The sequence below is a fragment of the Corynebacterium sp. 32222D000AT genome, from assembly GCF_053546955.1.
Genome location: NZ_JBPPVW010000004.1, coordinates 14232 through 38585 on the forward strand (window position 1 = coordinate 14232; position 24354 = coordinate 38585).

The 24354-nt window shown below is 64.7% G+C and carries 21 protein-coding genes; 8 read left to right on the top strand and 13 right to left on the bottom strand.

Features of this window, described 5'->3' with window-relative positions:
- Positions 1-86 precede the first annotated feature (86 nt).
- The 3 genes from ACEE23_RS03195 to pth (ACEE23_RS03205) are packed head-to-tail and all read right to left on the bottom strand — an operon-like array spanning position 87 to position 3289.
- Positions 87-1730 carry a peptide chain release factor 3 gene (locus tag ACEE23_RS03195; protein WP_448871934.1) on the bottom strand — a complete coding sequence of 548 codons (1644 nt, stop codon included), beginning with the start codon at positions 1728-1730 and terminating at the stop codon, positions 87-89.
- A 48-nt stretch (positions 1731-1778) separates the two neighbouring features.
- Positions 1779-2579 (bottom strand): SDR family NAD(P)-dependent oxidoreductase, encoded by an 801-nt coding sequence (locus ACEE23_RS03200; RefSeq protein WP_448871936.1) that lies wholly within the window; start codon positions 2577-2579, stop codon positions 1779-1781.
- A gap of 47 nt (positions 2580-2626) precedes the next feature.
- Positions 2627-3289 (bottom strand): aminoacyl-tRNA hydrolase, encoded by a 663-nt coding sequence (pth, locus tag ACEE23_RS03205; RefSeq protein WP_448871938.1) that lies wholly within the window; start codon positions 3287-3289, stop codon positions 2627-2629.
- Between the two features lie 31 nt (positions 3290-3320).
- Here pth (ACEE23_RS03205) and ACEE23_RS03210 point away from each other — a divergent pair, with 31 nt between their 5' ends.
- Positions 3321-4316, top strand: coding sequence for a nitronate monooxygenase (locus tag ACEE23_RS03210; RefSeq protein ID WP_448871940.1), 996 nt, complete (start codon positions 3321-3323; stop codon positions 4314-4316).
- A gap of 66 nt (positions 4317-4382) precedes the next feature.
- Entirely contained in the window at positions 4383-5843 is a 1461-nt protein-coding gene (locus tag ACEE23_RS03215) for a glyceraldehyde-3-phosphate dehydrogenase (protein WP_448871942.1), read from the top strand.
- A 109-nt stretch (positions 5844-5952) separates the two neighbouring features.
- Here the strand turns inward: ACEE23_RS03215 and ppk2 are convergent, their stop codons facing one another.
- The 9 genes from ppk2 to ACEE23_RS03260 form a co-directional block, all read right to left on the bottom strand.
- Positions 5953-6825 carry a polyphosphate kinase 2 gene (gene ppk2 / locus ACEE23_RS03220; RefSeq protein WP_448871944.1) on the bottom strand — a complete coding sequence of 291 codons (873 nt, stop codon included), beginning with the start codon at positions 6823-6825 and terminating at the stop codon, positions 5953-5955.
- 53 nt (positions 6826-6878) lie between these two features.
- Positions 6879-7709, bottom strand: a complete 831-nt coding sequence (locus ACEE23_RS03225; protein ID WP_448871946.1) for a fumarylacetoacetate hydrolase family protein — start codon at positions 7707-7709, stop codon at positions 6879-6881.
- 6 nt (positions 7710-7715) lie between these two features.
- Positions 7716-8273: an aminoacyl-tRNA hydrolase gene (gene pth / locus ACEE23_RS03230; protein WP_448871948.1), complete on the bottom strand. Its 558-nt coding sequence runs from the start codon at positions 8271-8273 to the stop codon at positions 7716-7718.
- Between the two features lie 94 nt (positions 8274-8367).
- Positions 8368-9021, bottom strand: a complete 654-nt coding sequence (locus ACEE23_RS03235) for a 50S ribosomal protein L25/general stress protein Ctc (RefSeq protein WP_448871950.1) — start codon at positions 9019-9021, stop codon at positions 8368-8370.
- Positions 9022-9323: 302 nt separating this feature from the next.
- A complete protein-coding gene (locus tag ACEE23_RS03240; protein WP_448871952.1) occupies positions 9324-10652 on the bottom strand; it encodes a YkvI family membrane protein in 1329 nt (442 codons plus the stop codon).
- Positions 10653-10855: 203 nt separating this feature from the next.
- Positions 10856-11626: an SDR family NAD(P)-dependent oxidoreductase gene (locus ACEE23_RS03245; RefSeq protein WP_448871954.1), complete on the bottom strand. Its 771-nt coding sequence runs from the start codon at positions 11624-11626 to the stop codon at positions 10856-10858.
- A 120-nt stretch (positions 11627-11746) separates the two neighbouring features.
- A complete protein-coding gene (locus ACEE23_RS03250; RefSeq protein ID WP_448871956.1) occupies positions 11747-12724 on the bottom strand; it encodes a ribose-phosphate diphosphokinase in 978 nt (325 codons plus the stop codon).
- A gap of 19 nt (positions 12725-12743) precedes the next feature.
- Positions 12744-14204 (bottom strand): bifunctional UDP-N-acetylglucosamine diphosphorylase/glucosamine-1-phosphate N-acetyltransferase GlmU, encoded by a 1461-nt coding sequence (glmU, locus tag ACEE23_RS03255; RefSeq protein ID WP_368519529.1) that lies wholly within the window; start codon positions 14202-14204, stop codon positions 12744-12746.
- A 136-nt stretch (positions 14205-14340) separates the two neighbouring features.
- Positions 14341-15564 (bottom strand): MFS transporter, encoded by a 1224-nt coding sequence (locus tag ACEE23_RS03260; RefSeq protein WP_448871958.1) that lies wholly within the window; start codon positions 15562-15564, stop codon positions 14341-14343.
- 211 nt (positions 15565-15775) lie between these two features.
- Between ACEE23_RS03260 and ACEE23_RS03265 the strand changes: the two genes are divergently transcribed.
- The 5 genes from ACEE23_RS03265 to ACEE23_RS03285 all read left to right on the top strand — a co-directional run bounded on the left by ACEE23_RS03265 (position 15776) and on the right by ACEE23_RS03285 (position 22339).
- A complete protein-coding gene (locus tag ACEE23_RS03265) occupies positions 15776-17497 on the top strand; it encodes a multicopper oxidase family protein (RefSeq protein ID WP_368519531.1) in 1722 nt (573 codons plus the stop codon).
- A 66-nt stretch (positions 17498-17563) separates the two neighbouring features.
- Positions 17564-18274 (top strand): trimeric intracellular cation channel family protein, encoded by a 711-nt coding sequence (locus ACEE23_RS03270; protein WP_368519532.1) that lies wholly within the window; start codon positions 17564-17566, stop codon positions 18272-18274.
- Positions 18275-18641: 367 nt separating this feature from the next.
- Entirely contained in the window at positions 18642-20012 is a 1371-nt protein-coding gene (locus ACEE23_RS03275) for an HAAAP family serine/threonine permease (protein ID WP_368519533.1), read from the top strand.
- 72 nt (positions 20013-20084) lie between these two features.
- Positions 20085-21458: an L-serine ammonia-lyase gene (locus tag ACEE23_RS03280; protein ID WP_368519534.1), complete on the top strand. Its 1374-nt coding sequence runs from the start codon at positions 20085-20087 to the stop codon at positions 21456-21458.
- Positions 21459-21526: 68 nt separating this feature from the next.
- Positions 21527-22339 carry a helix-turn-helix transcriptional regulator gene (locus tag ACEE23_RS03285; protein ID WP_368519535.1) on the top strand — a complete coding sequence of 271 codons (813 nt, stop codon included), beginning with the start codon at positions 21527-21529 and terminating at the stop codon, positions 22337-22339.
- Positions 22340-22425: 86 nt separating this feature from the next.
- Here the strand turns inward: ACEE23_RS03285 and ACEE23_RS03290 are convergent, their stop codons facing one another.
- Positions 22426-23064, bottom strand: a complete 639-nt coding sequence (locus ACEE23_RS03290) for a hypothetical protein (RefSeq protein WP_448871962.1) — start codon at positions 23062-23064, stop codon at positions 22426-22428.
- A 640-nt stretch (positions 23065-23704) separates the two neighbouring features.
- On the opposite strand from ACEE23_RS03290, the gene ACEE23_RS03295 reads away from it, so the two are divergent.
- Positions 23705-24352 carry a TetR/AcrR family transcriptional regulator gene (locus ACEE23_RS03295; protein ID WP_368519537.1) on the top strand — a complete coding sequence of 216 codons (648 nt, stop codon included), beginning with the start codon at positions 23705-23707 and terminating at the stop codon, positions 24350-24352.
- Positions 24353-24354 lie beyond the last annotated feature (2 nt).

Below are 24354 nucleotides of genomic sequence, written 5' to 3' on the forward strand. Positions count from 1 at the left end.
ATAAAGAAAATAAAGGGTGCCTGACCGGTAAGTTACCGGCCAGGCACCCTTCGTCTATGGGCCCGGTTGTTGGAAAAGCTGGTGGCCTAGTCGGCGACCAGGGTTTCCATGGTCAGCTCGGGGTGTTCCTTCTCGATGAAGGCCAGCTTCCACTTGTCGCCGAAGAGGGCGATCAGCTCGCCGTCGGTGCGGGTGAAGATCTCCACGCCGCGCTGGCGGCCCAGCTCGGGGGCGGACTCGGCGTCGGTGCGGCGCGCCACGGAGTAGGGGATGGGCTCGGTGACGGTCTCGACGTTGTACTCCAGCTCCATGCGGGCCTGCATGACCTCGAACTGCATGGGGCCGACCGCGGCCATGACCGGGGAGGCGTCGCCGCGGGCGTCGTTGCGCAGGATCTGGACCACGCCCTCGGCGGCGAGCTGATCCAGGCCCTTGCGGAAGGCCTTGTATTTGCCCAGCGACTTCGCGCGCAGGATCCGGAAGGCCTCCGGGGCGAACTGGGGCATCGGGCGGAACTGCACCTTGCGGCCGGTGTAGATGGTGTCGCCGGGGGCGAGCGAGCCGGCGTTGACCAGGCCCACGATATCGCCCGGGTAGGCGGCATCTACCGTGTCGCGGGTGCGGCCGAAGACCGTCAGCGCGTACTTCGTGGAGAACGACCGCCCGGACTGGGCGTGGTGGACCTGCATGCCGCGCTCGAAGCAGCCGGAGACCACGCGCATGAATGCCAAGTTGTCGCGGTGCTTCTGGTCCATGCCGGCCTGGACCTTGAAGATGACGCCGGAGAAGTCATCGGTGACCTCGCGCACGGCGTCCATCGCGCTGGACGCGCCCGAGTCGGCGGCCTCCAGGGCCTTCGGATCGGATTCGCGCTCGCGCGGGGCGGGCGCGATGGCGCACAGCGTGTCCAGGATCTGGTGCACGCCGAAGTTCAGCATCGCCGAGGCGAAGATCAGCGGGCTGGTCACGCACTGCTCGAACATTTCCTGGTCGTGGACCGCGCCGTCGGCGGCGAGCAGCTCGGCTTCCTCCGCGGCGGTGGCCCAGACGTCCGCCTCCTTTGCCGCGGCGTCGGCGGGGGAGTAGTGCTCCTCCGGGGCGATGGTGGAACCGCCGGCGGTGCGGATGAAGTGGATGTACTCGTCAGCTTCGCCGTCGTCGTTGACGTGGGCGAGGCCGCGGAAATCGCCCGCGATGCCGACCGGCCAGTACAGCGGCGTCGGCTGCAGCTGGATCTCGTTGACGATCTCATCGACCAGCTCCAGCGGCTCCCGGCCCACGCGGTCCCACTTGTTGATCACGGTGATGATCGGCAGGCCGCGGGCCTTACAGACGCGGAAGAGCTTGAGGGTTTGCGGCTCGAGGCCCTTGGCGGCGTCGATGAGCATGACGGCCGCGTCCACCGCGGTCAGCACGCGGTAGGTGTCCTCGGAGAAGTCCGCGTGGCCCGGGGTGTCGACCAGGTTGATCATGTACGGCTCGCCCTCGTGGCCCTCCGGCGAGTATTCGAACTGCAGGGCGGAGGAGGCCACGGAGATGCCGCGGTCCTTTTCCATGTCCATCCAGTCGGAGACGGTGGACTTGCGGCCGGCCTTGCCGTGCACGGCGCCCGCCTCGTTGATGATGTGGGCGTGCAGCGCCAAAGCCTCGGTCAGCGTGGACTTACCGGCATCCGGGTGGGCGATAACGGCGAAGGTGCGGCGGCGGTTGGCTTCAGCGGCAATACTCATGGCGCATAGTTTACTTCCCGGTAGCAGGGACGTTTAATTGCACGGTGCCTAGTCGAGGTGCAGCCGCTGGCCCAGGGCGTTGAACAAAGCGCTGATTTCGGCGTCGGAGACCTTCTTCTGGCGGCCGGGCCGCTGGTGGTTGTTGTAGTACTCGCCCGGGGTGAAGTGGATACCTGGCGTGCCGGTCAGGTAGAACGCCAGGTTGCGGGCGCCGTCCTCGGCCGTGCCGAAGTGGCGGCCCAGACGCCCGGTGTAGGCCTTGGACAGGCGGGCGTTGGAGGTGCGCGAGAAGTTCGTGGCCAGCACGCCGGGGTGGAAGGCCACGGAGTTCAGCCCCTGTTCGTGCAGGTAGCGGGTGAGCAGGATGGTGCCCAGCTTCGCGTTGCCGTAGGCGCGCTCCGAGCTGAAACCGTGGAAGGTGTTCGGGTCCTCGGGGTCGAACTTGGCGAGCAGGACGTTGGCAATTGAGGCGGTCTGCACCACCGGCGCGCTACCGAGCTGCTCGCGCAGCAAGGTAGTCAGCAGGAACGGGGCCACCACGTTGACCTGCCAGGTGCGCTCGAAGCCGTCCGCGGTGGTCAAAGGTCCGTCGAAGATGCCGCCGGCGTTGTTGGCCAGGCCCGCCAGCGGGCCGAACTCGGCCAGCTTCTCCGCCAGCTCGCGGACCTCGCGGAGGGATTCGAAGTCCGCGACCAGGTGCGGGGCGTCGATGTCCTCGGCGACGCGCGCGGTTTTCTCCGGGTTGCGGCCGACGACGATGATGCGATCGTCGGGGCGGGTGCGGTGGATGAGGCGGGCAGCGGCGGCTCCGACGCCATCGGAGGCGCCGGTGATGACGAAGGTTTTCATATCTTAAGCCTAGCGCGGCCGCCGGCCCGGGATCCGGCGCTTCGCGTTTAGCGGGAATGGATGGTGTTCTGCGCGGCGGCCAGGCCCTTCTCCACGATGAGCCGGGCGCCCTCGGCGGCGGTGCCGATCGCCGTATCCAGCCCGCGGCTGGCGTCCACCGGGCCCAAGACGTAGTCGGGGATGGACGAACCCTTCGTCGGGCGGCCGATGCCGATGCGCACCCGCAGGTAGTCCCGGGTGCCCAGGTGCTCGGTCAGGGATTTCAGCCCGTTGTGCCCGTTTTCGTTACCGCCCTGCTTGAGGCGCACCTTGTGGGCCGGCAGGTCGAGCTCATCGTGAATGACAATAATGCGCTCCGGCGGGACGCCTAAGCGCCGGGCCAGCTCGCCGACCGGCTCGCCGCTTAAGTTCATGAAGCTCTGCGGGCGCACGGCCAGCACCGGGGTGCCCTCGATGTCCAAGGAGGCGGCATCGGCCGCCAGGCCGCGCACCGGTTGGACCAGCCCGCCGGTGGCCGCCAGCAGGTCATCGACGGCCATAAAACCGACGTTGTGCCGCGTCGCCGCGTATTTCGGCCCCGGGTTGCCCAGGCCAACGATGAGCCACTCGGCGCGCAGGTCCTCCGGCGCCGGCGCGGTAGGCCGGTGACTAGAGGGCTGGGGCCCGGACGGCTTCCGGAAGGGGCTTAAGAGTTTATCTAAAAAAGGCACGCTCTTAGTCTGGCATATATCCTACTAAGACATGACAGCGAACAGAGTCCTGGACGAGGTGACCTGCCCGGTCCTGCCGGCGCCGATGGCTGGCGGCCCGACCACCCCGGAGCTGGTGGCGGCGGCCGCGAAGGCAGGCTCGCTGGGCACCCTGGCGTGGGGTACGGCCAGCCCTGAGCAAGCAAAATCCCAGCTCGAGCAGCTGCTGGCCACCGGCACCACCCGCTGGGCGGTCAATCTCTTCCGTCCTCAGCAGCCGCTGCGTGAAGGGGAGCGCCGGGCTGCGGCTGCTGTGGCGGCGGCCGAAGGGGTGGAGCTGGCCGATGCCGACTACAGTTTCGGCTGGGATTTCAAACTCGACCTGGCCTTAGGCGCGCCCACCCCGCCGCGGGTGGTCTGGGCGATGTTTGGCACCTTCACCAGCGAGGAGATCGAGCGTATCCACGACCGCGGAGCTGAGGCCTGGGTGACCGTGACCAGCACGGCCGAGGCGCGCGCGGCCGCGGAGGCTGGGGCCGACGTGCTATGCGTGCAGGGGCCCGACGCGGGCGGTCACCGCGGTACTTGGGACGAATACGCCGAGCCGGACCAGCGCGCGCTGCCGGATTTGGTGCGCGCCTGCCAGGTGGGAGTACCACTGCTGGCCGCGGGTGGCCTGCGCACCGCCGAGGACGTCGCCCGCGTACTTGATCTGCCGGGGGTGGCGGCCGTGGTATGCGGTTCCGCGTTCCTTTTGGCTGATGAGGCGGGAACGAGCCCCGCCAACCGGGAAATGCTTTCCAAGGGCGGGCCCACCGTTGCCACTCGCGCTTTTAGCGGCAGGGTGGCCCGGGGCCTGGCGACGGAGTACACCGCGCAGCACCCGGACGCCCCTGCCATCTACCCCCATCTCAACCAGATCCTGCGCCCGCGGCGGTCGGCGGGGGATAAGTCGGTGGCGTATTGCCTAGTGGGCGAACCGGCCACTGGGCTGCGCGGGGGTAGTGTGGAAGACATCCTCTGCCGTCTTAGCCAAAAGGCGAACTAGAACGCGATAAACTTTTTGGTTGAGAATTGGTTATACACCCATCGGACCGTGAAAAGGATTGATTTCGTGACCACGAACTCGCACGTGTGGCAAGAAAACTGGAATGAGCGCCTGGAAAAGGCGCAGGAGATGCTGCCGCTGATCCACCAGCTTCACCGCAAAAACAACGTCGTCACCACGATCTTCGGCCGCCCGCTGGTGGGCGTCACCGACATCGACATCATCAAGAGCCACCGCTACGCCCGCCGCATCGCGGAGCGCGAGCTGTCCACCTTCGAGACCCTGCCGATTATCCAGGAGCTGACCGAGATGAACCTGGGCTCTGCCTCCGTCGACGTGGGGCGCTTGGTCATCGGCTACGAAGAGGAAAAGGACAACTACAACAGCCTGCGCGATTACCTCGAGCAGGAGCTGGTGGAGGTCGTCGGTGCCGGCGTCAACAAGGAATGCACCGACGTCGTGCTCTACGGCTTCGGCCGCATCGGCCGCCTGCTGGCCCGCATCCTGATTGCCCGCGAGGCCGCCTACGGCGGCGTGCGCCTGCGCGCCATCGTCGTGCGCAAGAAGGGCGACGGCGACATCCTCAAGCGCGCCTCCCTGCTGCGCCGCGACTCCGTCCACGGCGCCTTCAACGGCTCCATCTCCGTGGATGAGGAAAACGAGGTCATCTGGGCCAACGGCACCAAGATCAAGGTCATCTACGCCTCCGACCCGGCCACCATCGACTACACCCAGTACGGCATCAAGGACGCCATCCTGGTGGATAACACCGGCGCGTGGCGCAACCGCGAGGGCCTGTCCCAGCACCTGGAGGCCCCGGGCATCGGCCGCGTGCTTCTGACCGCCCCGGGCAAGGGCGACATTAAGAACATCGTCTACGGAATCAACGACGGCGACATCGCCGAGGACGACAAGATCCTGTCCGCCGCCTCCTGTACCACCAACGGCATCACGCCCGTCCTCCAGGTCATCAACGAGCGCTACGGCGTGGTCCATGGCCACGTGGAGACGGCCCACTCGTTCACCAACGACCAGAACCTCATTGACAACTACCACAAGGGCGACCGCCGCGGCCGCGCCGCCGGCCTGAACATGGTCCTGACCGAGACCGGCGCCGCCAAGGCCGTGGCCAAGGCCGTCCCGGACTTCGAAGGCAAGCTGACCGGCAACGCCATCCGCGTTCCCACCCCGGACGTGTCCATGGCCGTGCTGAACCTGGAGCTGGCCCGCGAGGTCGAGCGCGAGGAGGTCAACAACTTCCTGCGTGACGTCTCGCTGCGCTCCCACCTGCGCCAGCAGATCAGCTACATCGCCTCCCCGGAGGTCGTCTCCTCCGACTTCGTCGGCTCCACCCACGCCGGCATCGTCGACGGCCTGGCCACCATCGCCAGCGGCAAGCACCTGGTGCTCTACGTCTGGTACGACAACGAGTTCGGCTACTCCAACCAGGTCATCCGCATTGTCGAGCGCCTGGCCAACGCCCGCCCGAAGGTCCTGCCGGGCCGCATCCACGCCTCGCAGCTCTAAGGCGCGTGGGAACCCGCTAAGGGCTTACGGATAAATAAATTTCCCCGCTCGGTGCGACTGTTCTACCGAGCGGGGAAATTTTTAGGTCCTGTGCTGGGAGGCCTGGGACTTATTTCTTCTTGTCCTTCCTTTTCTTCTTCTTATCCTGCTTGCCGCGCTCGAGGTCGGCAGCGACGTCGGGGACGTACTTGAACTCCTCGCGGGCCGGGCGCTCGTATTCCTGCCCATCGGAGGCCGGGCGCTGCGGGATATCCGGCAGCTCGCGGTCGATCTTCCGGTAGGGGATGGAGCTGAGCAGGTGGGAGATGACGTTGATGCGGGAACGCTTCTTGTCCTCCGACTCGACGGTGTACCACGGCGCGGTGGGGGTGTCGGTGTGGATGAACATCGCGTCCTTGGCGCGGGAGTAGTCCTCCCAGCGGGTGATGGACTGCAGGTCCATGGGGGAGAGCTTCCAGCGGCGCAGCGGGTCGTTGCGGCGGGACTCGAAGCGGGCGATCTGCTCTTCGTCGGAGACGGAGAACCAGTACTTGCGCAGCATGATGCCGTCCTCGACCAGCATCTGCTCGAAGGTCGGGGCTTGGTGCAGGAAGCGGACGTATTCCTGATCGGTGCAAAAGCCCATGACGCGCTCGACGCCGGCGCGGTTGTACCAGGAGCGGTCGAAGATGACGATCTCGCCGGCCGTCGGCAGCTTTTCGATGTAGCGCTGGAAGTACCACTGGCCGCGCTCCCGGGAAGTGGGGGCGGGGAGGGCCTCCACGCGGCAGGAGCGCGGGTTAAGGTACTGCGTGATCCGTTTGATCGCCGAGCCCTTGCCGGCGGCGTCGCGGCCTTCCATGATGATGACCACGCGCGCACCGGTCTCGACGACCCACTGCTGCATATCGACCAGCTCGGCCTGCAGGCGCTTGAGCTCGTCCTCGTACGCCTTCTTGTTCAGTTTGGGCGGCTTGGTGGTCTTGGCGTCTTTCTTGCTCATAGTTCAATCGTAGCCGCCGGAAGGCCGTGGGGAAAACCCATCAACCGTGAATATTAATCGGCAAAGACCGTGGTGTTTTCTATGTGGCCGAGGCCCTCAATCGCCACGCGCACGGTGTCGCCATGCCCCAGGAACTGCTGCGGGTCTCGGGCGAAGCCGACCCCCTCCGGGGTGCCGGTGACGATGACGTCGCCGGGGTTGAGCGGGTAGAGGTGCGAGCAGAAAGAGACCAGCTCGGCGACGGGGAAGATCAGGTCGTCGGTGTTGTCTTCCTGGCGAATCTCGCCATTGACCGTGGTGGTCAGCCGGGCGCCGGTCCCCGGGGACCACTCGTCCGCGGTGGTCAGCCACGGCCCGAAGCCGGAGCTGCGGTAGAAGGACTTGCCCGCGTGGAACTGGGTGGTCTGCCGCTGGAAATCGCGCAGGGTGTAGTCGTTCATGATGGCGTAGCCGGCCACGTGGGATAGCGCCCGGCTTCGATCGATGCGGTGCGCGCGGGTGCCGATGACCGCGGCAAGTTCGCCCTCGTAGTCGAGCTTGCCCTGGGCGTAGCCGGGGATAGTTACGTCGCTAAATGGCCCGGTGAGCGCGTCGGCGAATTTCACGAACAGCGTGGGCTGGTCCGGGGCCTGCCGCCCCATCTCCCGGATGTGGCGGGCGTAGTTGAGGCCGACGCAGATGATTTTCTCCGGCTGGGGGATGACCGGGGCGAGGTCCTCGTGGTCGAAGACGATGGGCTCGCCGGAGAGCTGGGCAGCTTTGCGCCAGTCGCCGCTGCGCAGCAGGGCGCCCACGTCCTCGTGGTCGAGTTCCACGCCGGTGTAGTCGCTGTCCACGCGGACGGTGGTCGTGCCGTACTGGGTCTTCAGGGTAGCGAGCCTCATAGAAGGCTATGTTAACGCCTGCAGCACCTCGTCCGCGGCATCGGCTGCGATAATCGGCACCTCCGCGGCCTCCTTCTTGGAAAACTTGGCCAGCACGAAACTGGCCGGATCCAGGCGCCCGGGCGGGCGGCCGATGCCCACCGACAGGCGCTGGTAGTCCTTGGTACCCAGGGATTTCGTGACCGAGCGCAGACCGTTGTGCCCGTGGTCGCCGCCGCCCAGGCGCAGACGCACGGCGCCGAAGTCCTGCTCCAGCTCGTCGTGAATGATAATGATGTCTGCCGGCTGGACGGAGAAATAATTCGCCAGTGCCTTGACCGCGCCGCCGGAGGTGTTCATGAACGTGCGGGGCCGGGCCAGGATGACGCGGCGGGCACCCAGGCGCCCCGGGGCCAGCTCGGCGATCTCCGCGTTGGTTTTCCGGTTCAGGCTCAGGCTGGCGGCCTGCGGCGTGGCCCGGCTGGCGAGCTCCGCGATGACCTCGTGGCCGACGTTGTGCCGGGTGCCGGAATATTTCGGCCCCGGGTTGCCCAGGCCGACGATTAGCAGGGGAGTCTCACTCATGCTCACCATTGTGGCACAGGCAAAAAGAAAGGCGGGCCGCCCCACGCACTCGGCGTGGAGGGCCCGTAGTACGTCCCTAGCGAGGGGGCTGTGATTACTCCTCGTTGTCGGAGGAGGACTGGCCCTCGTCGACGGACTCGGCACCAGCGTCGGCGCCGCCTTCCTCAGCGGCCTCAGCGGCTTCCTCGAGCTCGGTGTCAACCTCCGGCTCGGAGATGGAGACGATGACGGTCTCCTCGTCGGCGACCAGGGTGGAGCCTTCCGGCATGGTCAGGTCGGCAGCGGTGATGACGGTGCCGTCCTCGGCGCCCTCGATGGAGACGACGATCTCTTCCGGGATGTTGAGCACGTCGGCCTCGATCATGACGACGTCGGCGTCCTGCAGGTACATCATGCCCGGAGCCGGCTCGCCCTCGATGGTGACCGGGACCTCGACCTCGACCTTTTCGCCGCGCTTAATGGACAGCAGGTCGATGTGGTCAACGTCGAGGGTCAGCACGTTCTGGTCGACGTGCTTGACCATGGTCAGGTGCTGCTGGCCGTCGATCTCCAGCTCGAGAACGGCGTTGACGCCGTGGTAGCGCAGCAGGGTCTGGATCTCCAGCAGGCCGGCGGCGAAGTGGATCGGCTCGGTGTTGGAGCCGTAGATCACGCCGGGGATCTTCCACTCGCGGCGCAGGCGGCGAGCGGCACCCTTACCGAACTCGGTACGGGCTTCAGCCTTGATGACAGGGCGTTCGTTAGCCATTGTTTCTCCTTGAAAGTCGAATGTAGGTCGAAAAGTACACACGGCAAGGACTAGGCGTATAAATACGACTAAAGCCTGCCGATGGACGTCTTGGTCGAGTCACATCGCAGGCTTGGATAAGTGAAGCTTGGAATGTAGTTTTATCAATCGCGTCGATAACGGCCAACACCACGCGCGTGGTTAGTCAGCCCTCGCCGAGACAGATAGAAATCTAGCACGCGCGGCCCCGGCGACGCAATTTCCGTGCCCCGGGGAGCATGGTGCCTCGAGACACCATATACGCCTAGGAGTGCTGGTCACTCCTAGGAGTCCTGCTCGGAGGCCTTCTGCGGGCGCGCCGTGGCGGGGGCTTCGGCCGCGGCATCGTTAGCCGCCTTGTCGGACGCGGCGATGGGGTTGCCGTCGGCGTCGTACCCGGTCGGGTCGGTCTTGCTGACGTAGCGCACCTGGCCGCGGTGGATGGGCTCGTAGCGCCCCTCCAGCCAGTCTTCATCCACCTCGTAGCCTTCGGCGCTGAACGGGTTGCTGGAGTCCGCGTCCAGCTCCGCGATGACCTCCTGGGAGACGGATTCGCGCAGCGGCTGGGAAGCCAGGTTGGAGTGGAAGATCTCGTGGGAGAGCTCGGTGCGCTGGGCGTTGCTGAACTTCTGCTTCGGGTCGATCATGCGCAGCACCAGGGAGCGGATCTTGTCGCGGCGGCGGGACTCGGCGGTGATGATGCCGCGGCCGCGGGCCAGCCAGGTGAAGATCAGCACGGCGATCATCACCAGGGCAACGTAGCCCATGATCGGGAAGACCGCGCCGACCAGGGTGGCGAAGTCCAGGAAGGACAGCACGTAGCCGACGATGACGATGACCACGAGGGTCAGGCGGAAACGCTGCGGGGCGTGCGTGGACACACGGCGGGAGAGGCTGTAGAAGTTGCCCAGCGCGGTCGAGAAAATCATGACGTAGATGACCAGCGAGGCGAACAGGCCCAGGGTGCTATTGACGTTGGTGATGATGCTCAGCGTCGGCAGGGCGTCCTCGTAGACGTCCGTGACGTTGAAGATCATGGCAACGACCATCATGACCAGCAGGACGCCGAAGAGCAGGCCGCCGATGATGCCGCCGCGGCCGGCGGTGCGCACGTCGGTGGTGTCGCCGCCCATGATGATGCCCATGGAGACGCCACCCATCATGGCGATACCGACGTAGTTGAAGGTCGAGACCCACCAGTTCGGCAGGGTGGTCTCCACGTTATCGATGCCGAACTGGCCCACGGCGGCGAGATCCGCCGGGGCGTTCATGAAGGAATAGACCGCGGCAATCACCAGCAGGGCAACCACGAACGGGGTGATAGAGCCCAGGGTGTTGGTGACCTTCTCGACGTTCATCATGCCGCAGATGATGACGGCGACGGCCATCAGCGTCGAGCCCACCCAGAGCGGCAGGCCGAACTGCTGGTTGAGGTTGGCGCCCGCACCGGCCAGCATGACGAAGGAAATACAAAACTGCGTGAAGGTGATGGAATAGTCCACGAAGCGGGCCAGGAACTTGCCGGACACGCTGGAAAAGACGCGGTCGTGGGAGGTCGCCTGGAAATAGCTCCCGTACTGCATGGCGATCATCGCCGCCAAGGGCATGAGCACCAGCGCGATGATGGCGCCGATGACACCCCACCAGCCGAAGGCGGCGTAGTACTACAACATCTCTTGGCCGGAGGCGAAGCCGGCGCCGACAGTACAACTGAAGTACGCCATTCCCAGCATGAGAGCCTTTTTCACAAAAAGTCCTTTCACGTTGAAATCTTTCAACAACAACGTAGAACTTTAGCGGCTGTGCTGGGCAAATGCTAGCCAGCGGTGTAGCCGCCATCCACCATGTGGGCGCTGCCAGTGATATAGGACGCGTCCGGGGACAGCAGGAAACGCACCAAGTGGGCCACCTCTTCCGGCTGGCCCAGGCGGCCCAGCGGGTGGGAATTGATGACGCGGTGCAGCGCCTCATCGTCCATGTCCTTGGCCAGGCGGGCGCCGCGCACATAGGCCGGGCACACGCAGTTAATGCGGATGGCCTTGGAGCCGTATTCCAGGGCGGCGCTCTTAGTCAGGCCCACCACGCCGTGGTTGGCGGCGGTGTAGGCGGAATTACCCGCCGAGGCGAAGGCGCCGTGCACGGAGGCGACGTTGACGATCGAGCACGTCGAGGTACGTTCCTGGTCCATGAACTGCTCGAGCTGGTAGCGCATGCCGTAGGCCACGGCGTTGAGGTTGCGGTCGATGAGCTGATCCCACTCGCTCACGGCGAATTCGCCGGTATGGTCGTCGCTGCCGCCGTAGCCGGGGCAGTTGACCGCCAGGTGCAGCGCGCCGTAGGTCTGGACGGCCAAGTCGACGGCGTCGCGGTGGGCGGCCTCCACGGTGGTGTCCATGACGTGGCCGGTGACCTCCGCGCCGGCGGCGCGGAGCTTCTCGACGAGCTGGCCGAGCAGCTGCGGGTCTTCGTCCGCGACAACGAGGCGAGCACCCCACTCGCTGAGTTCCTCGGCCACCGCGGCTCCGATTCCGTAGCCGGCCCCGATGACCAGGGCTACGGATCCGTCGAAATTAGAAAACCTACCCATGAGTGTCCTTCCTTGTGGTCGTGGCTCCCTCACCGTTGCGACCCACCGGAGCGTTTAGGCGTTCCGGCTCACGGTCGCAACGGGGGAGTTGCCTAGGGCACCCAGGGTAGTGATTTTTTCTTAGTCTCGCGGCTCAAACAGGGTAGTAACCGAGCCGTTTTCGAAGATCTCGTGGATCGTGCGGGCCAGCAGCGGCGCGATCGACAGGACCGTCAGGTTGGACCAGCCCTCGGTGGACTGCGGCAGGGTATCGGTCGTGATGACCTCCTCCGCGCCGCACTCCGACAGGCGCTCACGGGCCGGATCGGAGAAGACACCGTGGGTACAGGCGATGATGACCTTGCGGGCGCCGGCCTCCTTGAGGACGCGGACCGCGCCGGCGATGGTGCCGCCGGTATCAATCATGTCATCCAGCAGGATGCAGTCGTGGCCCTCGACGTCACCGACGACGCGGTTGGACACGGTCTGGTTGGCCACCTCGGTGGAGCGGGTCTTGTGGACGAAGGCCAGCGGGGCGTCGCCCAGCTCGTGGGCCCACTTCTCGGCGACCTTGACGCGGCCGGCGTCCGGGGAGACCACGGTGATGTTGTCCGTGGGGTAGGTCTTCTTGATGTAGTCGGTCAGGATCGGCATGGCGTGCATGTGATCGACCGGGCCGTCGAAGAAGCCCTGGATCTGGTCGGTGTGCAGGTCGACGGAGACGATACGGTCTGCGCCGGCGGCCTGCAGGAGGTCGGCGACCAGGCGGGCGGAGATGGGCTCGCGGCCGCGGTGCTTCTTGTCCTGTCGCGCGTAAGGGTAGAACGGCAGGATAGCGGTAATGCGCTTGGCGGAACCGCGCTTGAGCGCATCGATCATGATGAGCTGTTCCATCAGCCACTTGTTCAGCGGCTGGGTGTGGGACTGCATGACGAAGCAGTCGGCACCACGCACGGATTCCTCGAAGCGAATAAAGATTTCGCCGTTCGCGAAGTCGCGGGCGGTGGTGGGGACTAGGTCCGTCTTGAGCTCCTTGGCTACGGCCTCAGCCAGATCCGGGTGTGCGCGCCCGGAAAACAGCTTCATGTTTTTGCTGCTGCCAGTGATTTTGCCAGTCATAGCGAGTTAAAAACCCTTCTTATTTGTGGTCGCCGTTATGTGGTTCGTCTTGCGCACGGGCTGCCGCCTCCGCCGCCGGGGTACCCGGCCGCTTCTTCTGCACCCAGCCCTCGATGTTGCGCTGCTTGCCACCAGAGACAACGAGTGCTCCTGCCGGAACATCGTCCTTGATTACTGTACCCGCTCCGGAATACACGCCGTCACCGACCGTCACCGGAGCAATAAACATGGTGTCCGAGCCGGTGCGGACGTAGTCGCCCACGGTGGTGTGGTGCTTGTTGACGCCGTCGTAATTGACGAAGACGGAGGAGGCACCGATGTTGGATTCGCGGCCGACGGTCGCGTCCCCGATATAGGTCAGGTGCGGCACCTTGGAGCCCGGCCCGATGTGGGCCTTCTTGGCCTCGACGAAGCCGCCCAGCTTGCCCTTTTCGCCGAGGATGACGCCGGGGCGGATGTAGGTGAACGGCCCGACGGTGGCCTCGGTGCCGATGACCGAACCCTCGCCGTGGGCGCGGATGACGCTGGCGCCGGCTCCTACCTGCATGTCGGTCAGGGTGGTATCGGGGCCGACCACGGCGTTGTCGCCGATGGAGGTAGTACCCCACAGCTGGGTGCCGGGGTGGATGGTCACGTCTTGGCCGATGGTCACGCCTACACCAATCCAGGTGGTCTCCGGATCCACCACGGTGGCGCCACCGCGCATGGCCGCTTCCACCAGGCGGCGGTTGAGCTCGCGGCCGGCGGCGGCCAGCTGGATCCGGTCGTTGACGCCGGCAAGCTCCGCCGGATCCGGGGCGCGGAAGGCGCCGACTGACTGGCCGTCCTCGCGGGCGATCTCCAACACGTCGGTGATGTAGAGCTCGCCCTGGGCGTTGTTGGTGTCCAGGCGGGTCAGGGCGGAGCGCAGCGTGGCGGCGTCGAAGGCGAAGACGCCGGAGTTGACCTCGCGGATAGCGCGCTGCGCGTCGCTGGCGTCCTTGTGCTCGACGATGGCCTGCACGGAGCCATCCTCGGCGCGCTCGATGCGGCCGTAGCCGGTGGGATCGTCCAGCTCCATCGACAGCACGGTGACCGCGTTGCCGGCCTCCTGGTGTGCGGCGCGCAACCCGTCGATGGTCTCGGCGCGCAGCAGCGGGACGTCGGCGTTGGTGACGATGACGGTGCCCTCGAAGTCCGGTAGCGGTTCCAGGCCGCACTGCACGGCGTGGCCGGTACCGTTTTGTTCTTCCTGGACCGCCTGCAGGATCTCCCGGCCGAGCTCCTCAGCGAGGCTATCGACGGCGGGGGAGACCTGGTCACGCTGGTGGCCGACGACGGCCACGAGGTGCTCGGGCTCCAGGCCGGCGGCGGCGTGCAGGCTATGGCCCAGAAGGGTGCGGCCGCCGATGCTGTGCAAAGTCTTTTGCGTTGCAGACTTCATGCGGGTGCCAGCGCCGGCGGCGAGAACGATGACGGCTACGGGTTGCGGACTTGCCACGTGGGGAACTCTCCAAAATCTTAATCGGCGAAAGTGCAATAAGTTTTTCGCTAAACATCATATAGCGGAGCGCGCCCAGCCGCGTTCTTTTGAGCAGACACGTTGGAGCGATCCGCGGCGTTGTACACACAAAGTCCTACGCCGAGACGTCTTCCAGCTGGCGGGCCCGCCACACGCCGATGGCGCCGACGATGGCCAAAAAGAGCAGCGCAACCGAGGGCCCGGCCAGGGCGATAAGTGCGGAGATGCCGCCGACAATGAGCAGCATGACGCCCATCATCGTGTTGGCCGCGCCCACGTACTGGGTGCGCTGATCGCCCTCGGCCATGTCCACCACGTAGGTCTTGCGGGCCACGCGGATGGCGGTGTGGGCCAGGGTGACCACGAAGAAGCCGGCGGGCAGCAGCCACTGGTTGACTGCAGCGGGCAGGGTGGCATCCGCAGCCACGATAAGAACCAGGACCACGGAGGCCACCGCGGCGCCGCCGGCCATCACGTTGCGGGACGACTTGTCGGAGAAGACCCCGGAGACCCGCCCGCCGATGAGCGAGGCCACGCCGGAGGCCAACAGGAACGAGCCCAGGCCGCCGAGCAGCGTATCGCCGTTGCGCTGGGCCAGGGTGACGATAAACGTGGTCGAGAGTGCGGAGACCAACAGCAGGGAGCGGACGTTGACGAACTGCCGAAAGCGGCTGTCTTCGGTATACAGATTCCAGGTGTCGCGCCACCAGGACTGGGCCGGCGGCTGCTGGGTCTCCTCCGTGACCGGCTCCTCGATGCCGCGGAATACCAGGGTGGCCACCGCCCAGGTCAGCGAGCCGGCGACCACCAACAGGCCCAGCGCCCACTGCGGCAGGTGCCCGGTCAACACGAGGAAGATGCCAACGATGAGGGTGGCGCCGCCGCCGACGGCGGTAGCCCGGCCGGTGACCTCGCCGCGGGTGCCCTTAGAAATCGTGCGGCCCTGGACGTCCTTGCCCGCGATGGAGCACAGGGCCCGAAAGACGGACAGCGCCGCGAGCGCCAGCAACACCCCGGCGCCCAGCAACCAGCCGCGGGCGACGATGATGACCAGCCCGATGAGGAAAGCGGAAACGGCCTGGCCGACCGATCCGATCATCCACAGATTCTTGCGGCTGTTGTGCGTGGTCACCCAGGGGGTCAGCGCTGCCTGCGGCAGCATCGAACCGGACTCGCGGAAGGGCACCAGCAAGGCGGTGAAGAAATGGGGAACGCCCGCGGCCTGGAACGCCCACGGCAGCACCGTCTTGGCGGAGACCACCTGGTCGCCGAGGTTTTGCAGACCGTTTGCCCAGACGAAACGCCGCGCGTTGTGGGATTCCCTATTCTTGTTTTGCATGGTGCTGAGCCTATTGGACGGCGAAAATTTTGGGTAGTAAGGACGGCCTCGCTGCGGCCCGCGAAGCGAGAACTTCAGCTCGGCGGAACAAGCTCGTCCGGTGTGAGATTGTGCGCGGCGGCGCCAACACGGGACAGGTGGCGAGGCCGGTGGCCTAGGCTGGAGGGAGTATCAATTGTTCACGGTGTTGTGAAGGCAAAGGTGATTGTTTATGCCCGCTCGTGCCCATGTGCACCGCCCGTTCAACCGGCGAATGTTTTTCCGCGGCACGCTCGTCGCCGCCCTGGGCGCTGCGGCGGCCCCCGCGCTGGCGGCGTGCTCTGATAGCCAGTCCAGCCAGCAGCCCGCACCGCGCGGCTACGACGGCGACCTGCGCGAGCTGGCCATCCCGCCGCTCTATGAAGGCTCGCTGGAGGGTACAACCCGCACGTTCAACCTGCAGGCCCAGGCCGGCCATGCCGAGATCCTGCCCGGCCAGCCGCGCACGCGGACCTGGGGGTTCAACGGCGATTACCTGGGCCCGACGCTGCGCGCCAAGAAGGGCGAGGAGGTCAAGGTCCGCGTAGATAACAACCTGCCGGAGATGACCACCGTCCACTGGCACGGGATGAAGCTGCCGGCGTATGCCGACGGCGGCCCGCACTCGCCCATCGAACCGGGGGAGAGCTGGGAGCCGTCCTGGACGGTGGCGCAGCCTGCCGCCACGGTGTGGTACCACCCGCACCCGCACGGGCAGACCGCCGTGCAGGCCTACCGCGGGCTGGCTGGCATGTTCATCCTGGACGACGAGGTCTCCGAATCGCTGGAAATCCCGCACGACTACGGGGTGGACGATATCCCGGTCGTCATCTGCGATCTCAAATTCACTGACGACGACCAGTTGGACAACCGGATCGATGACACGCTAGGCCTGATGGGTACCACTCCGGTGGTAAACGGCCAGACCAACTGCTTTTTCCAGGCCACCACGCGCCGGGTGCGGCTGCGTTTCTTAAACGGCGCGACCATGCGTTTCTACACGCTCAGCCTGGACAACGACGCTCCCTTCCAGGTCATCGCCACGGACTCCGGACTGTTGGGCGCGCCGGTGGAGGCCGACGACATTCTGCTCGGCCCCGGTGAGCGCGTCGAGGCCCTAGTGGACCTGGCCCCGGGCGAGGAAATCAAGCTTGTCTCCCACCCGCGCGAGGACCGTTTCGGCATCCCCGAAAACGGCGAGTACACCGTGGACTTCGGCTTCCAGGACTCCTTCGACCTGCTGACCCTGCGCGGCCCCCAGGATGACGCGCCGGAAGCCCCGGCGCTGCCGGCAAAGCTCGACCCGGCCGCGGACAAGACGCCCGATTCGGACGGGCTGAAGGAGCGCACGTTCGTGCTCAATACCTTCCTTATTAATGGCGAGTCTATGGACATGGCCCGCGTGGACGAGGTCATTGAACACGACAAGCCGGAAATCTGGCACGTGGAAAACGAAAACGCGGACTGGCCGCACAACTTCCACATCCACAACTCCCGCTTCAAGATCCTGGACTTCAACGGGCAGGGGATTGAGGTTCCGACCCAGGGATGGAAGGACACCATCGACCTTCCGCCGAAGGCGACGGCGACCCTTCTGGTGGAATTTGGCTATTACCCAGACCCGACCATCCCTTATATGTTCCACTGCCACATGCTCCTGCACGAGGACGAGGGCATGATGGGGCAGTTCGTCGTGGTCGAGCCCGGCGACGAGCCCGACGTGCGCGTGAATCCGGCGGCGATGACCTTCGATGAGCACGCCGGGCACTCGTCCAACCACGCCCAGCACGGCTCTATCGATGCCTCCCGCAGCCCCTACGCGCCGACCAATCAGGCCCAGCCCGCGGCTGGTGCGAACGAGCCGGCGCCGCGCGGCAACCCCGGCGGGCACCAGTCCAATCTGGACGCCAAGTAGCCAGCACAGCAGGCAAAGGGCATCCGGGCGGGGTTGGGCTCCGCGCGGTTGCCTATTGTGGAAAGCATGCACGACGTCGATCCGCTCATCTCCACCCTCTATCAAGTCTTTGATCTGATCGGGGTGGTCCTCAACGGCATCATCGGCGGGACGATTGCCCGCAAGCGGGAATTCGACATCGTGGGCTTCATCTTCCTCGCGCTGTTTTCGGCCTTGGCCGGCGGCATGATGCGCGACATGCTCATCGGGGCGGGCGCGGCCGCCGCTGTGTCCGACCCGGCCTACCTGGGGCTGGCCTGCGTGGGCGCGCTGGTGGCGTTCTTGACCGATCTCAAGGGCAAAGTCTGGGAGATCTTCAAGGTCCACGGCGACGCCATCATCTTGGGCGTGTGGTCCACGACTGGGTGCGTCAAGGCGCTCTCCCACGGGATGCCGCTGATTGCCTGCGTGTTCATGGGCGTGCTGACCGCCGTGGGTGGGGGAATGATTCGTGACATCGCTTCGGGGCAGATTCCAGGCATCTTCGGCGGCAGCCCGCTCTATGCCGTGCCCGCCATTATTACGGGGGTGGTCATGGTGGGCTTTTCCATCTCCGGATTCCAGGCGCTCGGCATGTTGGTGGCGCCGCTGGTGGGCACGGGCCTGGCGGTGCTGGCCTACTGGCGCGGGTGGGTGCTGGCCCGCCCGGGTCGCGCGCCCGTGAACTACACCGCGGAACACATGGCGCAGTTCGTGCGGCGCGCCGGAAACCGCTGGTGGGGGCAGCGCCGCAAGTAATCGCGCGCTCGCGGTCGTGATAAAGGCCTGAAGCTGATAAAAATTACTCTGCAATTTCCGCTAAAGGGCTGAAAAAATCTTTGTCATTCGTGCAAAAAGGGCGGTTTTGCACGCAGTTAAACGGTACTACCGTATCGCTATAGGGCGATAAACCTGCTGGGTACGCCGTATTTCTGAGTGTTTGGTCACATTGCAGTCATTTTCTTGGGTTTTGCAGCAAATTTATTTGCACAACCCTCGGGGGAGGGATAAAGTTACAACTAACACGAAAGGGAAATCGAGTGGCAGCCGTCACAAGGGTTCCAGATGGCAGTCCCACCCGAGTCCTGAAAGTGGCTCACATATCGCACTACTGGGAGAGACAACAATGTCCACAATCATCAACCCGCAGAACGCCGCCGGTTCAGAATCCGGCTCTGGCGATTCGCAGGCCGTCAACGCAAAGAACACGGCCACCCTTCTTGCCGACGAAAAGCCCACCGTCGATCCTCGCGGTTGGCACAAGACCGACACGGTCTGGATGCTGAGCCTGTTCGGTACCGCAATTGGTGCCGGCGTCCTCTTCCTCCCGATCAACGCCGGCCAGGGCGGCATCATCCCGCTCATCATCATGACGCTGGTTGCGTTCCCGATGACCTTCATGGCCCACCGCGCGCTGACCCGCTTCATGCTTTCTAGCTCCAACCCGGACGCTGACCTGACCCAGGTGGTCGAGGAGCACTTCGGCCCGAAGGCCGGCATGGCCATGACCATCCTGTACTTCCTGTCGGTGTACCCGATTCTGCTGGTCTACTCGGTCACCATCGTCAACACGGTCTCCAGCTTCATGCAGCACCAGCTGGGCATTGAGCCTCCGTCACGCTGGCTCCTGTCGGCCATCCTGGTCGGCGGCCTCATCCTGATTGTCCGCATGGGCAACGACTTCGTGGTTAAGGCCATGTCCGTCCTGGTCTTCCCGTTCATCGCCATCCTGGTCCTGCTGTCCCTGTACCTCATCCCGAACTGGTCGGGCGCCCTGTTCAGCACCTTCGACATGAGCGAGATTTCCCGCGTCTCCGGCCACGGCCTGGGCGTTACCCTGCTGCTGCTGGTCCCGGTCATGGTCTTCTCCTTCAACCACTCGCCGATTATCTCCTCCTTCGCCAAGGCAAAGCGCCAGGAGTACGGTGCAGCTGCCGATAAGAAGACCGGCCAGGTCCTGGCCGCCGCTGAGGCCCTCATGGTCGGCGTGGTTATGTTCTTCGTCTTCAGCTGCGCGCTGTCCCTGTCCCCGGAGAACGTCGCAGAGGCCAAGGAACAGAACATCACCATCCTGTCCTACCTGGCTAACCACTTCGATGACCCGATTATCGCTTGGGTCGCCCCGATTGTCGCCATCATCGCCGTCGCCAAGTCCTTCCTGGGTCACTACCTCGGTGCGGCCGAAGGCTTCGAAGGCATCGTCGTGAAGTCCTCCGGCGGCCGCCTGGAGCGCAACAAGGCTCTGGAAACCGGCACCCTCATCTTCATGCTGGTCTCCGCTTGGCTGGTTGCTTGGGCTAACCCGTCCATCCTGGGCATGATTGAAACCCTGTGTGGCCCGACGATTGCCATCCTGCTCTTCCTGATGCCGCAGTACGCCATCCACAAGATTGACGCCCTGAAGAAGTTCCGCGGAAACTTCGGCAACTACTTCATCACCGTCATCGGCATCGTGGCCGTAGCCACCATCGTCTACAACATCATCCAGGTCTTCTAAGACCACTTCCTCCGCCCCCACTTCGGTACTCCCACTACGGGAATAGGAAAACTTCGGAAAGGTAATCCAGCCATGTTCGTCAGTATCTTTGAAATGTTCAAGATTGGTATCGGGCCCTCTAGCTCCCACACCCTGGGGCCAATGAAGGCCGGCCGCCAGTTCGTCGATGAACTCGAGCGCGCCGAAATCATCGACCGGGTCGACCGCATCCACGCCGAGGTCTACGGCTCCCTGTCCCTGACGGGCAAGGGCCACGCCACCGACGACGCCATCATCATGGGCGTGGCTGGCAACGAGCCGGAGACCGTCGACATCGACGAAATGCCGGTCTTCCTGGCCAAGGTACGCGCCACGAACAAGCTGGAAATCGGCTCGGCCCAGCGCATGGTCGACTTCGACGACATCGTCTTCCGCTCCGACTTCCACCCGGCACACGAGAACACCATGTCCCTGACCGCCTACAACGGCGACGAGGTCGTCATGGAGAAGTTCTACTGTTCCATCGGTGGCGGCTTCATCGTCGAGGCTGAGGAAGTCGGCGGCGCCTGCGCTCCGCACCAGCCGGTACCGTACGCATACCCGACCGCCGCGGCCCTGCTCGACCTGTGCCGCCGCCACGACCTGTCCATCCCGGAGCTGGCCATGGCCAACGAGATTGAGGCCCACGGCGAAGAGGCAGTGCGCGAACACATGGCCAAGGTCTGGGAGGTCATGAAGGAGGGCATCCAGCGCGGCATCACCACCGAGGGCACCCTGCCGGGCAAGCTCCACGTTCCCCGCCGCGCAGCGGTCCTGTACAAGCGCCTGACGGAGAAGCCGAACGGCGGCAACGACCCGCTGAGCGCCATGAGCTGGCTCAACGTCTACGGCCTGGCCGTCAACGAGGTCAACGCCTCCGGTGGCCGCGTGGTTACCGCCCCGACCAATGGTGCCTGCGGCATCGTCCCGGCCGTGCTGGCTTACTACGACAAGTTCGTCGCCCCGGTCGACGAGGACACCTACCGCGACTACTTCCTGACCTGTACCCAGGTGGGCGCCCTGTTCAAGATGAACGCCTCCATCTCCGGCGCTGAGGTTGGTTGCCAGGGCGAGGTCGGCGTGGCCTGCTCGATGGCTGCTGCCGGTCTGGCACAGCTGATGGGTGGCACCCCGGAGCAGGTGTGCGCCGCTGCCGAAATCGGCATGGAGCACAACCTGGGCCTGACCTGCGACCCGGTCTGCGGCCAGGTGCAGGTGCCCTGCATCGAGCGCAACGCGGTCGGCGCCGTCAAGGCCGTCAACGCGGCCCGCATGGCCCTGGAGCGCGAGTCCGACCCGACCGTGTCCCTGGACAACGTCATTGAGACCATGTACCAGACCGGTAAGGACATGAACTCCAAGTACCGGGAGACCTCCGAGGGCGGTCTGGCCACCGTTCTCTTCCCCCGACTGCTGCCTTGCAGCTAAACTTACGGTAAGCGTAAGAAAAATCACAGCAAAATATTGAGCCCCTACCAGAGATAAGGAACGCGGACATGCACACGGCATTGAAAGACCTCATCACCTCCGCACCGGTGAAAGACACGGCCGACCTGCATGCCCGCTACGTTCCCCTGGTTGAGTTCATGGGCCAGGCGATGGGCCCCAACTGTGAGGTTGTCCTGCACGACCTGACCGTGCCGGATGAGTCCATCATCGCCATCGTTAACAGCCACATCAGTGGCCGTAAGGTCGGCGGCCCGGTCACGGACTTCGCCCTGTGGTTCATGAAGCAAGGTTCCCACGACTCCATTCCGTTCGTGGCGGGCTACCGCTCAGTAAACGCCGTCGGCCGAATCTGCCGTTCGTCCAGCTACTTCATCCGGGATGAGTCCAATGAACTCATCGGGATGGTCTGCGTGAACGTTGACATCACCGAGCTCGTCAACGTGCAGCGCCTAGCTGGCAGCCTCATCGGGGAATCCCGCGACAGCGCTGCCGAGGGAGCTCCCATGCCGACCACGGCCGAGGCCAAGCGCCGGGCGGTAGAGCTCGCGCAAGCCACGAGCGCTGCGGCCGTCTCCAACGCAACCAACACCGGTTCGGACGAGGCAGAGGAAGAAAACCACCACTCCCTGGAAAGCTTGCGGACCAACCTGGAGTCTCTGTTGGAATCCATGCTGGATACCGCACTAGAAAAGCAAGGCGCTGCGCCAAACCAGATGCGTCGAGACGAGCGTCTGGAGGTCGTTGCGGACCTTGAAGAAGCAGGCTTCTTCCTGCTCAAAGGTGGAATCGCCGCAGCCGCGGAGCGTCTGGAAGTCTCCGAGCCCACTGTGTACCGCGACCTCGTGAAGGTCCGCAGCTAACGCAGCTCAGAGCTGCGATATGGAAGCGCCCCCGCAGGTGACCTGATGGTTACTTGCGGGGGCGTTTTTAGCGATCTAGTGGGTCATTAGACCTCGCCGCCTAGGTAGACGGGCACGCCGTGCTTGCGCATCGCGAGCTCGCAGGTGCGCTGCTCCCAGCCCAGGCTGCGGCCGACGAGCTGCTGTTCCGACTCGGTGCTCGGGTAGACGACGATCGTCTCCTGGTAGTGCAGTTCGCTGAGCTCGGCCGCGTCCTTGTCCATGCGAGCAAAAAGGCCGCACACGTCTTCGCGGATCCCCATCGGGATGCCCATGGTCCCGGCGATCCAGCGGGCGTAGGTGCGCGGGGCGACGCTGAGCGCGTGCGCCATGCCGGCATTGTCCAAACCCAGCAGGTGCTGGGATGCCTTGAGTTCGCCGCGGGTGATGGAGACGGGAGTCTCAGTTACCTCGTACTTGACGTCCGGCGCGCCCCAGACGTGGATGGCCAACTCACACAGGATATCCGAGTTCAGTGGGCGCGGGTCGTTGATCTCTGCGAGCTCGTCCTCGTCCAATACGGACTCATCGAGAGGGGAGACCGCGTGGACCTGGTCTATCCAGCAGTCCATATTTATGCCCTGGTACAAGGCCTCGTCGATGAGCTTCTTGCGCACTTCCGGGAGCGTCTCGCCCCAGGCCTCCAAGTCGTAGTCGAACTGGGTCGCGCTGATGATATAGGTCATGTCTTAACTCTCGGTCAAAGATGAGGGGAGTGGGTTTCCAGAACTGTGTGAAGCGCCCGCGGTCCCACTCAGGAAATGCGGGAATCCGCACCTGTGGCAGTGACGAGTGTGGTGGTGAGGTGTTGGGTGAAGACACTAGTCTTGTGCATGTCGGACTCTCTTCCGTGTTCGATGGCCGGGACCTTTCCCTTGCCGTCTGATCTCGAGCTTATGCGTCGGCCAGATCCTTGTCTAGTGCTAGACACGGTGAGTGGGGTACGAGAAAGTCCACCGCGAAAAACAGAAAATAGCCCCAGAAAGTTTGGGCCGGTTGGACGTCGGATTGGTAAAACCCGCCCCACCAGTGGAAACTGGTCGGGGCGGGTAAACGAAAAGCTTCCCCACTAGGACTCGAACCTAGAATGACGGTACCAAAAACCGTAGTGTTGCCGATTACACCATGGGGAATCACGACGCTCCATTGAAGTGGCGTTGTGCCCTAACAGACTACCTTACGGGCCGGGGATCGGAATAATCGGGTTGTGGCGCTGTAGCGAGGTTGGGCAATGGTGTTGTGGGTGGTTGGTGCGCGCTGGGGCGCTGCGGTGGGTGGCAGGCCCGGTGGTGCTGGCCGGGGGCATCGGCGGCTAGGCTTTAAGGCATGGTGAAACGACGCATGACGGGCCGCCAGCGGCGCGAACAGCTGCTGGCTGTGGGGCGGGCGGCTTTCGCTGAGCTAGGTTTCGATGGGGCTAGCGTCGAGGAGATCGCGGCGCGGGCTGGGGTCTCGAAGCCGGTGGTCTACGAACATTTCGGGGGCAAGGAAGGCATCTACGCCGTCGTTGTGGATCGGGAGATGGTGGCGCTGGAGGGCGTCATTACAGAGGCGATCGACCACGGCAGCTGGCGGGAGCGCATTGAGCAGGCCGCGCTCGCGCTGCTGACCTACGTGGAGGAGGAGACCGACGGTTTTGTCATTCTGGTGCGGGATTCCAAGCCGGGCACGGAGCGCTCCTATGGGACGCTGCTGAATACGGCGGTTGGCCAGGTCAGCTATATACTGGGCCGGGCTTTCGCCCGCCGGGGGCTGGACGAGGAACTGGCGACGCTCTACGGCCAGGCGCTGGTTGGGATGGTCTCCACCACGGCGCTATGGTGGCTGGATGTACGCCAGCCGGACAAAGAGGTCGTGGCCGCGCATATTGTTAATTTGTGTTGGAATGGGCTCTCCGACATGCAAGCCCAGCCGAAGCTCGTCGCGCCGCCGGCCGGTGGCGCGGGGCAGACACAGGAAGAGGAGAATTCATGACG